The 14,227-nt window shown below is 45.6% G+C and carries 18 protein-coding genes; 11 read left to right on the top strand and 7 right to left on the bottom strand.

Translation table 11 applies throughout. From position 1 onward, the window contains the following. Window positions 1-58: 58 nt before the first annotated feature. From K3F53_RS09625 to moaD, 5 genes are read left to right on the top strand one after another with little or no spacing between them, the layout of a single operon-like run. Window positions 59-646, top strand: coding sequence for a molybdenum cofactor guanylyltransferase (locus tag K3F53_RS09625; RefSeq protein ID WP_057898797.1), 588 nt, complete (start codon window positions 59-61; stop codon window positions 644-646). Continuing rightward, window positions 643-1,896, top strand: a complete 1,254-nt coding sequence (locus K3F53_RS09620) for a molybdopterin molybdotransferase MoeA (protein WP_057898798.1) — start codon at window positions 643-645, stop codon at window positions 1,894-1,896. The genes K3F53_RS09625 and K3F53_RS09620 overlap by 4 nt, the downstream gene beginning before the upstream one ends. Before the next feature lie 12 nt (window positions 1,897-1,908). Then, on the top strand, window positions 1,909-2,412 hold the full coding sequence (gene mobB, locus K3F53_RS09615; protein WP_057898799.1) for a molybdopterin-guanine dinucleotide biosynthesis protein B: 504 nt from the start codon (window positions 1,909-1,911) through the stop codon (window positions 2,410-2,412). Next, window positions 2,409-2,876, top strand: coding sequence for a molybdenum cofactor biosynthesis protein MoaE (locus K3F53_RS09610; RefSeq protein ID WP_082705973.1), 468 nt, complete (start codon window positions 2,409-2,411; stop codon window positions 2,874-2,876). The genes mobB and K3F53_RS09610 overlap by 4 nt, the downstream gene beginning before the upstream one ends. Beyond that, a complete protein-coding gene (gene moaD, locus K3F53_RS09605) occupies window positions 2,873-3,115 on the top strand; it encodes a molybdopterin converting factor subunit 1 (RefSeq protein WP_057898800.1) in 243 nt (80 codons plus the stop codon). The genes K3F53_RS09610 and moaD overlap by 4 nt, the downstream gene beginning before the upstream one ends. A 229-nt stretch (window positions 3,116-3,344) precedes the next feature. On the opposite strand, the gene K3F53_RS09600 is transcribed toward moaD, so the two are convergent. The 4 genes from K3F53_RS09600 to K3F53_RS09585 all read right to left on the bottom strand — a co-directional run bounded on the left by K3F53_RS09600 (window position 3,345) and on the right by K3F53_RS09585 (window position 5,214). Further along, window positions 3,345-3,740, bottom strand: coding sequence for a hypothetical protein (locus K3F53_RS09600; protein WP_057898802.1), 396 nt, complete (start codon window positions 3,738-3,740; stop codon window positions 3,345-3,347). Next, complete coding sequence (locus tag K3F53_RS09595) at window positions 3,727-3,864, bottom strand: hypothetical protein (RefSeq protein ID WP_220558904.1); 138 nt, start codon at window positions 3,862-3,864, stop codon at window positions 3,727-3,729. Before K3F53_RS09595 ends, K3F53_RS09600 begins: the two co-directional genes overlap by 14 nt. Window positions 3,865-3,928: 64 nt before the next feature. Then, window positions 3,929-4,072, bottom strand: a complete 144-nt coding sequence (locus K3F53_RS09590; protein ID WP_156424036.1) for a hypothetical protein — start codon at window positions 4,070-4,072, stop codon at window positions 3,929-3,931. Window positions 4,073-4,074: 2 nt separating this feature from the next. Continuing rightward, entirely contained in the window at window positions 4,075-5,214 is a 1,140-nt protein-coding gene (locus K3F53_RS09585) for an IS110 family RNA-guided transposase (RefSeq protein WP_082705974.1), read from the bottom strand. Window positions 5,215-5,499: 285 nt separating this feature from the next. Between K3F53_RS09585 and K3F53_RS09580 the strand changes: the two genes are divergently transcribed. The 3 genes from K3F53_RS09580 to K3F53_RS09570 all read left to right on the top strand — a co-directional run bounded on the left by K3F53_RS09580 (window position 5,500) and on the right by K3F53_RS09570 (window position 7,985). Then, window positions 5,500-5,664, top strand: a complete 165-nt coding sequence (locus tag K3F53_RS09580; protein ID WP_139184942.1) for a TRAP transporter large permease subunit — start codon at window positions 5,500-5,502, stop codon at window positions 5,662-5,664. A gap of 39 nt (window positions 5,665-5,703) precedes the next feature. After that, window positions 5,704-7,608 (top strand): ABC-F family ATP-binding cassette domain-containing protein, encoded by a 1,905-nt coding sequence (locus tag K3F53_RS09575; protein WP_057898805.1) that lies wholly within the window; start codon window positions 5,704-5,706, stop codon window positions 7,606-7,608. Between the two features lie 191 nt (window positions 7,609-7,799). After that, window positions 7,800-7,985 carry a type Z 30S ribosomal protein S14 gene (locus K3F53_RS09570; protein ID WP_057898806.1) on the top strand — a complete coding sequence of 62 codons (186 nt, stop codon included), beginning with the start codon at window positions 7,800-7,802 and terminating at the stop codon, window positions 7,983-7,985. 53 nt (window positions 7,986-8,038) lie between these two features. On the opposite strand, the gene K3F53_RS09565 is transcribed toward K3F53_RS09570, so the two are convergent. Continuing rightward, on the bottom strand, window positions 8,039-8,197 hold the full coding sequence (locus tag K3F53_RS09565; RefSeq protein WP_156424037.1) for a hypothetical protein: 159 nt from the start codon (window positions 8,195-8,197) through the stop codon (window positions 8,039-8,041). Between the two features lie 236 nt (window positions 8,198-8,433). On the opposite strand from K3F53_RS09565, the gene K3F53_RS09560 reads away from it, so the two are divergent. Beyond that, window positions 8,434-9,546 (top strand): enoyl-CoA hydratase/isomerase family protein, encoded by a 1,113-nt coding sequence (locus K3F53_RS09560; protein ID WP_220558903.1) that lies wholly within the window; start codon window positions 8,434-8,436, stop codon window positions 9,544-9,546. Between the two features lie 119 nt (window positions 9,547-9,665). On the opposite strand, the gene K3F53_RS09555 is transcribed toward K3F53_RS09560, so the two are convergent. Continuing rightward, a complete protein-coding gene (locus tag K3F53_RS09555) occupies window positions 9,666-10,697 on the bottom strand; it encodes a YeiH family protein (protein WP_057900316.1) in 1,032 nt (343 codons plus the stop codon). Window positions 10,698-10,864: 167 nt separating this feature from the next. Between K3F53_RS09555 and K3F53_RS09550 the strand changes: the two genes are divergently transcribed. Further along, a complete protein-coding gene (locus K3F53_RS09550) occupies window positions 10,865-11,749 on the top strand; it encodes a LysR family transcriptional regulator (RefSeq protein ID WP_057898808.1) in 885 nt (294 codons plus the stop codon). A gap of 76 nt (window positions 11,750-11,825) precedes the next feature. On the opposite strand, the gene K3F53_RS09545 is transcribed toward K3F53_RS09550, so the two are convergent. Beyond that, on the bottom strand, window positions 11,826-12,932 hold the full coding sequence (locus K3F53_RS09545; RefSeq protein ID WP_057898809.1) for a deoxyribonuclease IV: 1,107 nt from the start codon (window positions 12,930-12,932) through the stop codon (window positions 11,826-11,828). Between the two features lie 167 nt (window positions 12,933-13,099). Between K3F53_RS09545 and serC the strand changes: the two genes are divergently transcribed. Then, window positions 13,100-14,197, top strand: coding sequence for a 3-phosphoserine/phosphohydroxythreonine transaminase (serC, locus tag K3F53_RS09540; RefSeq protein ID WP_057898810.1), 1,098 nt, complete (start codon window positions 13,100-13,102; stop codon window positions 14,195-14,197). The last annotated feature ends 30 nt before the right edge of the window (window positions 14,198-14,227 follow it).

The following is a 14,227-nucleotide window of genomic DNA, read 5'->3' as shown; positions in this document are numbered from 1 at the left end:
TTGTAAATAAGGTAAAATAGATGAATAATACCAACTTTTGTAGAGAAGGAGCGAGCGAATGGAAGGCGTGATTCTCGCTGGCGGGCGGAGCTCGCGGATGGGAAGGCCCAAAGAGCTGCTTCCAGTGAGCGGCGTTACGTTCATTGAGCGGACATGGAAATTGCTTGATTTAGTGGCGAATAGTTGTCTAATTGTGTCCAATCACCGGGAACGGTTGACCATGATTTCAGACAGTGTTCCTATATATTCAGACGACATACTAGGGCAGGGACCTCTTGGCGGTATAGCGACCGCCATGCGTGTATCTAAGCACGATGTATTACTGGTGGTAGCGTGCGATATGCCCGCGCTTACTCTGGAACTGTTACGAATGTTGCGTGCGCAGTCGGACGAGTTGCGTGCCGATTTTGATATCGTTCTCCCGCTGTGGAATGGACGGGCGCATCCGTTATGTGCGCTTTACCACCGCAGGTTATATCCGCTTGTCATCAAGCTTTTGCAAAGTGGACGGCGACGTATGTTCGATGTGATACAGGCATCCAGAGTGAAACAGTGGGACGCCACGCCTTATTTTGCAGCCGATCCTTTTTATAACGTAAATACGATGGAAGAGTACAATCATTTTCGAAAGGGAGAGAGAACATGAGGTTTCACCGAGAACCCATTCAGGTGGCGGAAGCCCAGCAACGTATTCTTGCATTTGCCGAAACAGGCGCCGTGGAGCTTGTTCCGTTGACGGAAAGCGAAGGCCGCAGGCTGGCGGAGCCGATTCGTGCCACTAATGATGTGCCACATTTCCCAAAATCTCCGTACGATGGGTTTGCTGTACGCTCAGAAGACACCATTGGCGCTTGCATCACCAAACCTGTTGAACTGGAAATTGTCGGAGCGATTGCCTGCGGTGATGAGCCAGCTTTTTTTGTCGGAAAAAGACAGGCCGCACGCATTATGACCGGCGCCGCCATTCCAAAAGGAGCCGACTGTGTTATTATGTTTGAGATGACAACGGAAAACGAAGCGCCAACGAAAAAAATCGTTGGTATTAAAAAGGAAATGAAACCTGGTGAGAATGTTATTCAATTGGGAGAAGAGGCGAAAACAGGCGATTTGCTTATTGAGGCCGGCAAACGCATCGGTCCGGGAGAGATGGCCCTACTTGCCACGTTCGGTTATGCACAGGTGCCTGTATATTGCCAGCCGAAAATTGGGATTCTGGCCACCGGCTCGGAACTTTTGCAGCCGGAGGAGCCGCTGCGCTACGGAAAAATTCGCAACAGTAATAGCTATATGACGGCAAGCCAAGTTCGTCAGGCAGGAGGCATTCCCGTATTATATGGCAACCTTGAAGATAACCCGGATAAAGCGGTAGAAACGGTGCTTTCCATTCTGGAGGAAACCGATATACTGATTACGTCCGGCGGCGTGTCAGTCGGCGATTTTGATATTATGGTCGAAGTTTTTCAACGTTTGAAAGCAGAACTTTTGTTCAACAAAATCGCGATGCGCCCGGGCAGCGTAACGTCAGCGGTTCGCTATAAGGATAAATTCATCTTCGGGCTTTCCGGTAATCCAGGCGCTTGTTTCGTCGGATTCGAGCTGTTTGTCCGTCCGCTGTTGCAGACGATGCAAGGGAAAAAACAAGTGACTTTACCTGAAATCGAAGCGACAATGGGGCTCGATATGAAAAAGCCATCTTCGTTCACGCGGTACGTCCGCAGTTCCTGGACGGTAGAAGACGGAAAAATAGTCGTCTACCCGGTTGGTCAGGATAAATCCGGTGTCGTGACCAATATCACCGACGCGAATTGTCTGCTTCGTATCCCGCCGGGAGGAAGCGGCATAAGCAGAGGGGATAAAGCTACGATTCTATTGCTACCGTACAATGCGGGAGAATAAGGGGAGAGCATTATGACGCAACACAGGCCGCACGTATTACAGGTTGTCGGTTATTCAGGCAGCGGGAAGACGACATTGCTTGTCAAACTGATCGCTAGGCTGACCGCATGTGGCTATAAAGTCGGAACTATTAAGCATGACGCCCACGATTTTGATGTGGATAAACCGGGCAAGGACACATGGCAACACAGGGAAGCGGGTGCGTGCATTGTATCCATTACCTCTGCCGCCAAAACGGCGATCATGATTCAGGAACGGCGCTCCATTGAAGAATTGCTCCCGATGTATGAAGATATGGATGTGGTGTTTATTGAGGGATATAAATGGGCCGATTATCCGAAAATCGTCGTTCTCCGGCATCCGGAACATACAGAGTTATTGGAGAATGTTACATCTGTGCTTATGGTTGCCGCCTGGGAACCCCTTCCCAACATTTCATGTCCACAGTATCACATAAATGATGTAACCGGCCTGATGAAGGAAGTGTTACTTTATCTTGGAGGAGAAACGGATTGAAGCTGTTTGAAATTGTGGAAGATACGATATCTGTAGAGCAGGTCATGCGCAAAGTGATTCATCCGAACTGCGGTGCCGTTAATTTATTCGTCGGTACCGTGCGTGAACTAACGAAAGGTAAAAAAACACTGTATCTTGAATATGCTGCTTACAAAGAAATGGCGGAGAAACAACTGGAACGAATCGGCCGCGAAATTCAGGAGAAGTGCCCGGAGGCCCGCGTCGCTATTACCCATCGCATCGGGCGGCTCGACATTAGCGATATCGCTGTCACCATTGCAGTTGCGACTCCGCACCGAGCGGATTCTTACGAATATTCTCGTTACGCCATCGAACGAATGAAAGAAATCGTCCCGATTTGGAAAAAAGAGCATTGGGAAGATGGGGAAGAATGGATTGGTGATCAAAAAGAAATCACACCATACCCGACCGGAAAACCGGAGATTGGAGGAAAAGACGCTTGATTACGATCAAACTTTTTGCAGCCATGGCGGAAGAGGCAGGCAAAGAAACGATCGAAATGACGTGGCAGGAAGGAATGACCACGGAAGACGTGAAAAGGTGGCTTGCCGAACAATATCCGTCGCTTGCCTCCCGGATTCCAGCCGCAATGGTCGCGGTGAATCAGGAATTTGCCGCCTTTGCGAACCCGTTGCAAGACGGCGACGAAGTAGCATTCATTCCACCCGTTAGCGGTGGCTGATTCTACATGATAAGAAGCACTCGCGGGTGTTGCTGTTCGCTCTTTTTCCTCAAAAAAGCCAAACGGCCGCTTTGTGGCTCTTCAGTCGAATCGGCAAAACATCTAGGTACTTTGAGGAAGGAGACCATTGTTGATCTTTCTCCGTCCCACACGCTCCACATGGAAAAAGCAATGTTTGAAACACACCTCGCGAGTGTTTCCTCGTTTGCTCGACGGGGGTGCTTCATCGCTATTCTGTTCCGCCCTGTTCTTTTTTGTACTGTTCCAATCCTTTCTTAAACACTTCAAGCAGAGCTTCATGCTGCGTTTTACTTTTGACATAGCTTCGAATCGCGTTAATCTCTTTTACCAATTCGGCATCCAAATGAAGATTTACTGTTTTTCCCTTTTCTCCGTCTACAAGTTCGAATTCTTCGCCGCGCGGATGAAGCAAGCCTTTTATTTTTATGTTAGGGAGGGGAAACTTTTTGCAGGGAATCAGCAGTTTGTTCCCTTCAATAATAATGGTACTGTTATCTTCGCTGAAATAAAGATTAAAATTTTCTACATTGTATTTGTTCTTATCTCGAAATTTTCTTGCAACCAAAATATTTTCATTTGTATTTTTCATTTCAATTTTGACCATGTTCTTGTACACCTGCCAGTGCTTTTTCGTCTATATCCTGCAATACCGTGTAATCTTCTAACTGGATTTTATATAAGAAGCGGCCCTCGCTCATTCGCACATCTGTTACAACTGCGTACAGCATTTCGTCTCCGTCAGTATACATTACTTCGTCCAATATATCATAGAGAGGAGCGATATATCTTTTTTCATACAAAAAAGAAAAAACGATGGACACGGAGTAGAGGTTGCGTTTTTTTTCCCTGCTTCAGCTTTAGTGCCCAAAACCGTTCACGTTCGTCAATCACTTCTTCGAGATAGCCTTCGTCGGTCCAACGCTTGATGGTTGACATATTTAGCGTTTTTCCCGAGCGATTTGTTTACGTACAAGCACAAATATGATACGAAGTAAACGACAACATAAGGCAATCAACGATTGTTGCTTGCGTAATGGATTTTCCTGGCGTGTCGTATAGTAGGTATGCAGTGCTTGAAAAGCTGGATTTACGAGCACCATTGGTCGAATGACTCGATAGAGTAAAGTACGAAGCCGAGGACGTCCTCGCTTAGTAATCTGTGTTTTTCCACGATATTTTCCAGAACGATTTTCTTTCAAACTCAATCTGGATAATTTTTGAAGTTGTCGAGGATGCTGGTATCGCGACAAATCTCCAACTTCGGCAAAAAAACCCGCCACGGTGGTTATTCCCATTCCAGGGATTGTTAGAATCTCTTGAACCCCTGGGATATGAGCCAGTAGCTCTTCGCTCTCTTTCATAACTTGATTAAGTAATTGTTCCTTTAGTTCATAGCTCATGAGCAATGTTTTTAGTTCCAATTGAGCCATTTTGGCACCTTCATGCAAGCCAATAGAATGCCTAGCTTGTTCCACAAGTTCAACGGCCCGTACGGGCCGTAATCCTCTCTTCATCTTATTCTGCCATACAGACAGAATGACGGAAGAGCCTGCTTCGATGATATCTTGAGGCAAAGGAAAGTGTTTAAGCGTTTCTAAAGCTGCTTTGTCTTCCCAGCTTGCAAATACCTCCAGAAACTCTGGAAAGTAGCGATCTAACCAGTTATGAATGTTTCCTTGAATACGCTGAATCTCGCAAGAGATATCGTCTCTTATTTTCACAGCTTCCCGCAACTCGGCGTATACACCATTCGGGAAATAAGGTACAGAGTATCGCCCATCTTTCACGAGTTGTGCAATCACACGCGCATCCTTCGGATCGTTCTTTGTTGGCGAATTATCATCTAATTCTTTTGACTTTTTTACATGCATAGGATTAACAACGACGATCGAAATCTTACGATTTCGTAAAAAAGCAGCTAGTGTTAACCAATAATGCCCAGTAGGTTCTAAACCGACAATAACTTCTGTCTTTTGATGTTCTGTCATCAAACTTTGTATCCAATAATAGAAGGATTCGAAGCCACGGCGTGTACTTGAAAAAGAAATTGAGCATGTATTCTGCTGCCTAAAGAACAAACTCTCTTTTGAGTAGCCTCGTTGGTATGGTAAAAATCGCTACTATTTCCACTGTCAGTTGTGCGTACTTATTCATAATATTGAATTTTTATGTTAGTTTTGCAATATCATCTATAAATAAAAAAGTACAAATTCATTTTTTATTGCTTTATGTTTGATTATATATACTTAATAAACTTTAATCAACAAAATATTGTAAAAATTATTTATATTAATAATTTTTTGTCATTAAACAAATCGTAAAACTAGCTCCTGTAAACATTTGTTCATTTTGATGAATGCGGAATTTACAGCGGGATTTTTATTTCGACTGAATCAGCGGTCGTAGCTGTGTTTTACAGTTTTTTTGTTGGAATTGTGATTTACAAGACAATCAAATGGGGAAATATCCCTGAAATTTTATTGAACTCGGCTTTGTTTCGCTCACATTTCATTTATAATAAAAGATGAGAAAACTAGATGATTACATAGAAAAGGATCGTTGTATTTATGAACATCTTGACGGCAGAAAATCTTTCTAAATCGTATGGCATAAAAACGCTGTTTGAAAACATTTCCTTCGGTATTCAGGAAAGGGAGCGAATCGGTCTGATTGGTGTGAATGGCACAGGCAAATCGACGTTGCTGAAAGTATTGGCCGGCATCATTCCACCTGATACCGGAACGATCACTATCGGAAATCGCATACGCGTCGAATATCTTCCGCAGAATCCAGCATTTGAAGAAGAAGGAACGGTACTGGATCAAGTTTTTCTGGGCGATTCTCCGTTGATCCAACTGGTTAAAGAATATGAACAGACGATAGAGCAATTAGCTCGACATCCGGAAAATGAAAAGCTCCAGCAGAAGCTGGCTAGCCTTAACGAGCAAATGGATCGCGCTGGTGCCTGGGATTTGGAAACGAACGCCAAAACAATTTTAACGCGTCTTGGCATCGATAACTTTTCTGCGGAAACCCGCTTGCTTTCCGGGGGGCAGCGCAAGCGGGTGGCGATGGCGCGCGCCCTGATTAATCCGGCTGATTTGTTGATTTTGGATGAGCCGACCAACCATCTCGATAACGAGACGATAGAATGGCTGGAAAGTTATCTGTCGCGTTTCAAAGGGGCGCTGCTTTTGATCACGCATGATAGATATTTTCTTGATCGTGTTGTCCATCGTATTATTGAACTTGATAGAGGGAAGCTGTACTCATATGCCGGAAATTATGGTTATTTTCTGGAACAAAAAGCGGCGCGCGAAGAGCGTGAGGCGGCGATGGAAGCGACCCGGCAGAATATTTTGCGCCGCGAGCTTGCCTGGCTCAGGCGCGGGGCGAAGGCGCGTACAACGAAGCAGAAAGCCCGTATCGACCGCATCCGTGAACTACAGGAAAACAAGCCACAGGAACGAAGCAAAACGCTACAAATTGAGCTAAAAACGCAGCGACTTGGCAAAAAAATCATCGAGCTTGATCATGTTTCGATATCATTTGACGGAAAAACGCTCATCCGCGATTTCAGCTACATCGCTGTCCCTGGCGACCGTGTCGGTATCGTCGGGCCGAACGGGAGCGGCAAAACAACTTTATTGCAAATCATTGCTGGTCGTCTCGAACCGACGGAAGGGACGGCGGTGCTGGGACCGACTGTACGGCTTGGTTATTACGGACAGGAAAATACAGAAATGGACGAAACGCAGCGTGTTATTGATTATATTAAAGAAGCCGGGCATATCATTCATCTTGCGGACGGCAAAACACTTTCGGCAGGCCAACTTTTGGAACGCTTCTTGTTTCCATCCGATATGCATGGGACGCCGCTTGGCAGGTTATCCGGCGGGGAAAAGCGCCGCTTGTATTTGCTTCGTGTCTTAATGGGTGAGCCGAACGTTTTGCTATTGGACGAACCCACGAATGATCTGGATATCCAGACGCTTTCCATTCTGGAAGACTATCTCGAAACGTTCCCTGGTGCTGTTATTACCGTGTCACACGATCGGTATTTTCTCGATCGTATGGCGGACCGCCTATTTGCATTTGAAGGTGATGGCGTAATTCGGGAGTATATCGGCAATTATAGCGAATATTTGGAAGTAAAGAAGCGGGAAGAGCAAAAAGCGACTGAAGTCGTAAAAGGGAAGAAGGAGCTTGCTCTCCGTGAGAAAAAAGACAAGCCGCGCCGCCTGTCATACAAAGAAAAACGGGAGTTTGAAACGATTGAGCAAGAGATTAGCGAACTGGAGCGGCGCAGCCAGGAGCTTGAAGAGGAAATGGCGCTGGCCGCTACCGACTATGGCAAATTGCAGGAATTGACCGCCGCAAAAGAAAAGATCGACGCCGAGCTGGAAGCAAAAGTGGAGCGCTGGGCGGAATTAAGTTTGCTTGTGGAAGAAATAGAGGCGCAGAAAAATTGAAATGCGGTTTTGCGCTCAAACGCAAGCAGTGATATGATATATATATACATTTGACTTGATGTTTCGACATTGTCGGGTGTCTTTTTTATTTCTCTCGATCCCATGAAAAAATGTCGATATATCGAGTTGTATTGATATAGATAACGCTTTGTGTGATAGGATAGATGTTAATAAATGTAAAGGAGGAAGCTATGGCCAAAAAATCAATGATCGCAAAATCCAAGCGGAAGCCGAAATTCAAAGTTCGCGCATATACCCGCTGCGAGCGGTGCGGTCGTCCGCATTCCGTATACCGCAAATTTAAGTTGTGCCGAATTTGCATCCGGGAACTGGCTTACCAGGGGCAGTTGCCTGGCGTGAAAAAAGCAAGCTGGTAATGTGGATGCTTGAGAACAGACCCGAAGTCGATATAGGCTTCGGGTTTCATACGTTATCCATTTTTCTTATTGTTTTCTTCTTCTAGCTCCTGTACGTATCCGATAGTCTGGAGAACAGCGCCAATCGTAGCCAGCACCTGTCCGATCAGTTGTAAATTTTGGGGCGAGAAAATTTCTTCGCCTTTTTTCTGTTTGCCCTTTTTTCGTTTCATTATAAAGGTCACCTGCTCGTATTCAGGTTTTGCGTCAGAATTCTTTTCTTTTCACAAGGTATGTAACAAATGAACATATCGTACCTATCGCTCCAACAATCGCAAGAATTCTTCATCTTTCATTCATAGATGATAAAGTGATTGATGGGCCGCTTTTACATAAGAAATTATGAAGGAATTTCGCAAATTTTGTCGAAAAAAATACTGAATAGAAAGAAAAAACAGGAGGTTATAGAGTGGAGAACGCGGTACAAGCAAACAATGAGGTGCTGTTTAGTGTAACAAATGGAGTCGGACATATTCTGTTAAACCGACCGAAAGCAATTAACGCTTTGTCTATTAGAATGGTGGAGGAAATTGGAAAAAGATTGACTGAATGGGAACAAGACGATTCCGTTGCGATTATTATAATTGAAGGTGCTGGCGAAAAAGGGCTCTGTGCTGGTGGAGATATGCGCTCGTTCTACGATAAGCGTAACGATAATGTGGAGGCACATGCGCTTACGTTTTTTTCTACCGAATATAAAATGAACCTTGCGTTATATCGTTATACAAAGCCGATTGTTGCTTACATGAATGGGATTGTCATGGGGGGCGGTGTCGGCTTATCGATCTTTGCCAGTGACCGCGTGGTGACTGAGCGCTCGAAATTATCCATGCCAGAGATGAATATTGGTTTCTTTCCGGATGTGGGGGGCAGTTACTTCTTAAACCAAATGCCTGGCCATATGGGACGTTATCTCGCATTGACTGCACACTTGTTCAACGGCGCGGACGCGATTTATCTTGGAGCAGCTGACCATTACATGGAATCCACGAATTGGGACGCGCTGAAAAAAGACGTGCAGACCATGGATTGGATCGCATGCGGCGGACGTAAAGTGGTGGAAGACAAACTGCGTGAAATTATCCAAAAATACACGGTGAAAGAGGTGCCGGAATCACAGCTTGCAAACGTGCAAGACAAAGTGGACAAACATTTCGCACATAACTCTGTCGCAGACATTCTCGCTTCCTTGGATGCATCTGCCGCAGAAGGAGACGAATGGGCGGCTGAAACCGCCAAAACGCTGCGCAGCAAATCCCCGATTTCGATGGCCGTGGCGCTTGAACAGCTTATCCGTGGCAAAAACATGTCGGCTGCTGATTGTTTCCGTATGGAGATGGACATGAGCATGCATTTCATGCACAGTCACGATTTCTACGAAGGTGTACGTTCCGTGCTTGTGGACAAAGACCGTAATCCGAACTGGAGACCGGCTTCTATTGAAGAGGTAAAGCGTGAAGATGTGGAAGCGTTTTTCAAAAACCCGTGGGAAGGTGGAGAGCATCCGCTTGCGGATGAATAGATGCAGGAAAAGCAAATAACTGATTGTTTATGATATGGATAACACATGCATAGAAAAAACCTGGCAGAACATCCTACGATGTGATGTAAGGATGATGTCAGGTTTTTTCGTTTTAGCGCTTAAGAAAGTCTTAGGAAGCAAACAAGAGCAAAACCAAACAAGGAAAGCAGGATCGAGCCAATGAATCCCGCCCAGAAAGGACGGGCTCCCATTTTTTTAAACGCGCTTGCTTCAATGTTAAGCCCAAGCCCGGCCATTGCCATCGCAATCAGCAGGTAGGCTGCTGTAACAATCTGGGCGGCGACATTTTCCGGTATAATACCTAGCGTATTGACTCCGCTCATAAGCAGAAAACCTAAAATAAACCAAGGAATTTGCAAAGAAGTGCGTTTATCGTCATTCTGCCCGGCTTGTTTTGCCGCGTGCCGCTGAAACCACCAGCCGATGAGTATCGCTACGGGTACGAGTAATGCTACTCGCGTCAGTTTCACAATAATGGCAATATCCATTGCCGCCTGCCCGCCCGGCGCCGCTGCGGCAATGACATGGGCGATTTCGTGTAATGTTGCTCCGGAAAACACGCCGAAACCCTTCTCCGTAAGTCCTAGTACTGGATACAATAGCGTATAGGCTAGCGTGAATAGTGTACCGAGCACGGCGATGATCGCAACGCCGACCGCTGTTTCTTTTTCGTCCGCTTTGACTTGCGGAGCTACCGCCGCCACGGCCGCTGCACCGCAAATCGCTGTTCCGCATGCCGTCAGCATGCCCAGTTTCCTGTCAACGTTAAATAGCCGGGTAAGCCAGTATACAACCAAGAGCGCAAATGCGATATCAGCGGCCGCAATCGTGAACACTTTCGGTCCGGACGCTATAATATCGGATAAATTCAGCCTCATACCAAGCAAAATAATTCCCCAACGTAGCAGCTTTTTGCTGGAGAAAGTGATTCCACTATGTGCTCTTTCCGGGACAGGAAGAGTCGATCGCCATAGCATCCCGAGCAGAATAGCGATGACCAATTGACCGATGATGCTAAGTAAAGGAAGCATCGCCACATATTTTGCTACTACGGCAATCAGCAATGTTAGGCCGATACCCAGCAGAAACGGAAGAACAGTCCCTTTTTTTTCGGGAGATGTCTTCTCAATAGAAACGTCTTTGCTGGCAGAAGGTTTTTGCATAGCTGTTTGATCCATGTTTCGCCCTCCTCTCATAATCTTTTTTCATTTTTCAATATATGAAAGATTAAATGATAAGTAAAATATAGATATATTATGCTAAAGATTAATATTTTTAATGATAGAAGGGAAGATATATGTACTACGACGCATTGCGTACATTTATTACGGTGGTGGAAGAAAAAAGTTTTACGAGAGCAGGGGAAAAGCTTCGTTTATCCCAACCAAGCGTAAGTCTTCATATTAAACATCTTGAAACGGAGTTCCAGGCAAAACTGATTGATCGTTCGCCGAAGCATCTGTATGTTACGACGGCGGGAAAAATGTTGTATGAAAGAGCCAAACAAATTGTAAACCTATATGAAAAGACGAAAGAAGACATCTACGCGCATCAACACACGGTAACAGGAAAGCTCCGCATTGGAGCGAGCTTCACTATCGGGGAGTACGTGCTGCCGGTTTTGCTGGCCGACTTCAGCCGCAGGTACTCGGAGGTCGAAGTGGAGGTAACGATCGGCAATACAAAACGCATTGCTGAAGCTGTGAAACTGTTACAGATGGATATCGGTTTAATTGAAGGACAAACGAGCGATAAAGAATTGCGGATTACCCCGTTTATGCAAGACGAAATGGTGCTTGTTGTCCCCATTGCACATCCGCTTGCAGCGCGTGGGACAGTAACACCTGATGAACTACAGGATGAAACGTGGGTAGTGAGGGAGGAAGGTTCCGGCACACGCGTCTATTCTGACTACGTGATCCGGGCATTCGGTCTTAGAGTGAAAAAAATGATTACATTAAGCAGCAATCAGGGGGTCAAAGAAGCGGTTATTGCCGGATTGGGGATTACGCTGTTATCCCGCTGGGTGGTCAAAAAGCATTTGCAGCACGGCGAACTTGCTGAATTATCACTTCAAAGCGAGCCGTTTTTGCGGCGGTTTTCGTACATTTATCCGGCGCATGCGGAAAGAACGAGACTGGTTGAAGTTTTTCTTTCCAGCCTTGTGCAAAAATTGGAGTAGATGTGATACACGGTTGGACTTCAAAGAAAAAACGGGGAGGAAATTTGAATTTCCTCCCCGTTTTTTCTTTTTCAATTTAGTTTGTTTGAAGACCAGCCAGCCAAGCAATCAGGCGTTTGTAAATGCCTTCTTCAGACTCGCTTGGTAAAAGCTCTGCGTCTACGACCGTGTCGAATAGCTTCTCAAGCGGTTCGCGCGGATCTGCTTTTTTCAATTGTTTATCCTGTAGCACTTCCCAATTTTGTACCACATATTCGCGGCGGTCAATACCTTCTTTGGCGAAATAAGCAGTCAGTCGTTCGACATCGCTACGGAAGTTATCCGTAAAACGTTCTTCCACTGTACCACGCAGAAGAGCGATTTCGATTTCATACATTGGAGATTGGTCATTTTTGTTTTTGCCGATCCATGGTGTTTCTAGAATAATCGGTTTGTTCCGTGCGACTTCGTGGTGAACGATGTAATGGATGGCGTCAAATCCGATAAGTCCGGAACCAACGGGCGCATGCCGATCTTTCGCGGCGCCACGGAAGTTTTTGCTGTCATTGATATGGAAGACGGCAAGACGATCAAGCCCAATTATCCGGTCAAAATGTTCCATTACGCCGTCAAAGTCGTTCACGATATCATATCCGGCGTCATGCGTATGACATGTGTCAAAGCAAATCGTCAGTTTGTCGTTCAATGTCACTTTATCGATAATTGCCGCTAATTCTTCAAATGTACGGCCCACTTCGGAGCCTTTGCCCGCCATCGTCTCAAGCGCGATGTTGACGGTCTGCCCCCGATGCAGCACTTCATTTAGTCCTTCGGCAATCCGATTGATGCCGTATTCCGGGTCTTTGTCTGTGTATGCTCCCGGATGTAGCACAATGTTTTTTACCCCAAGATATTCAGCTCGCTTGATCTCTTCCTGCAAAAACGAAACCGCAAGTTCAAATGTGTTCGGTTTATAGGAACCGAGATTGATAATATAGGGAGCATGTACAACAATGTCATCGATCCCGTGCTGCTTCATTAGTTCCAGGCCTTCTGCGACGTATTGTTCTTCCATCGGTTTTCGTTTTGTGTTTTGTGGTGCCCCCGTATACACCATAAACGAAGTGGAACCGTAGCTAATGGCTTCTTCCACCGCGTTTAATAATCCTTTTTTTGAAAACGAAACATGCGATCCAATTTTCATCTATATATCACTCCTCCAACGTCCTATTGTATCAGAAAATCCCTCCCCTCAATCTTTAAAAAGTGTAAAAGTATTCAGATTGAATGAAAACCTCTCTTTTCTTTTATGAAAATTAGGTGTAGGATAAAGACAAAGTTTTTTCTAAACCGACCAAGGAGTGAATAGAGATGTTAAAACAGGCACAACGCGCCTATAACTTTAATGCGGGCCCGTCCGCTTTGCCGTTCGCCGTTTTGGAAAAGGCTCAACAAGAACTTGTAAACTTCCAGGGAACTGGCATGTCCGTGATGGAATTAAGTCACCGCAGTGCCACTTACGAGCAGGTACATAACGAGGCGATCGCGTCCTTAAAAGAGCTAATGAATATTCCGGAAGACTATCACGTTCTGTTTTTGCAGGGCGGGGCCAGCACGCAGTTTGCGACCATTCCGATGAATTTTCTTGCACAAGGTAAAAAAGCGGGATACATTATGACCGGTTCTTGGTCTGAGAAAGCACATAAAGAAGCGAAAATGCTTGGCGAAACATACGTGGTCGCTTCCACAAAAGAAACAAATTACAACCGTATTCCGGCGCTGGATGAGTTGAAATACGAAGACAATACGGCGTATGTGCATCTTACGTCCAATAATACGATTTTTGGCACCGAGTGGTTTACGTTTCCCGATACCGGTGATTTACCACTCATTGCGGATATGTCAAGCGATATCCTGTCCCATCCGATCGATGTCAGCAAGTTCGCGATGATCTATGCGGGTGCACAAAAGAATCTGGGGCCTTCCGGTGTTACCGTCGTCATCTTGCGACCGGACATGCTGGAGCGTGCTAACGCGAACGTGCCGACAATGTTTCGTTATGATACACATGTGAAAAACAACTCCCTCTATAACACGCCGCCGACGTTTGGGATTTATATGCTTAGCCTTGTGCTTGAGTGGGCAAAAGAGCAAGGTGGCCTTGAAGCGCTTGCGAAAATGAATAAAGAAAAAGCGGCACTCATTTACGATGTTATTGATCAAAGTGAAGGTTTCTATAGAGGACATGCGGAAAAAGACAGCCGTTCCCTGATGAACATTACGTTCCGTCTCGCTTCTGAAGAGCTGGAGAAAAAGTTCCTCGCCGAAGCAAAAGAAGCAGGTTTTGTAGGTCTGAACGGTCACCGTTCCGTCGGAGGTTGTCGCGCGTCCATTTACAATGCTGTGCCGTATGAAAGCTGCAAGGTACTCAGCGAATTCATGAAAGACTTTATGAAGAAAAACGGATAATGAAGAAAGCAGGAAGAAGATGCAGTGTGC

Source organism: Aneurinibacillus thermoaerophilus (assembly GCF_019603355.1).
Taxonomy (GTDB): Bacteria; Bacillota; Bacilli; order Aneurinibacillales; family Aneurinibacillaceae; genus Aneurinibacillus; species Aneurinibacillus thermoaerophilus.
Note: the sequence above shows the minus strand (reverse complement) of the source record. Positions and strands in the feature narration are given on the sequence as shown.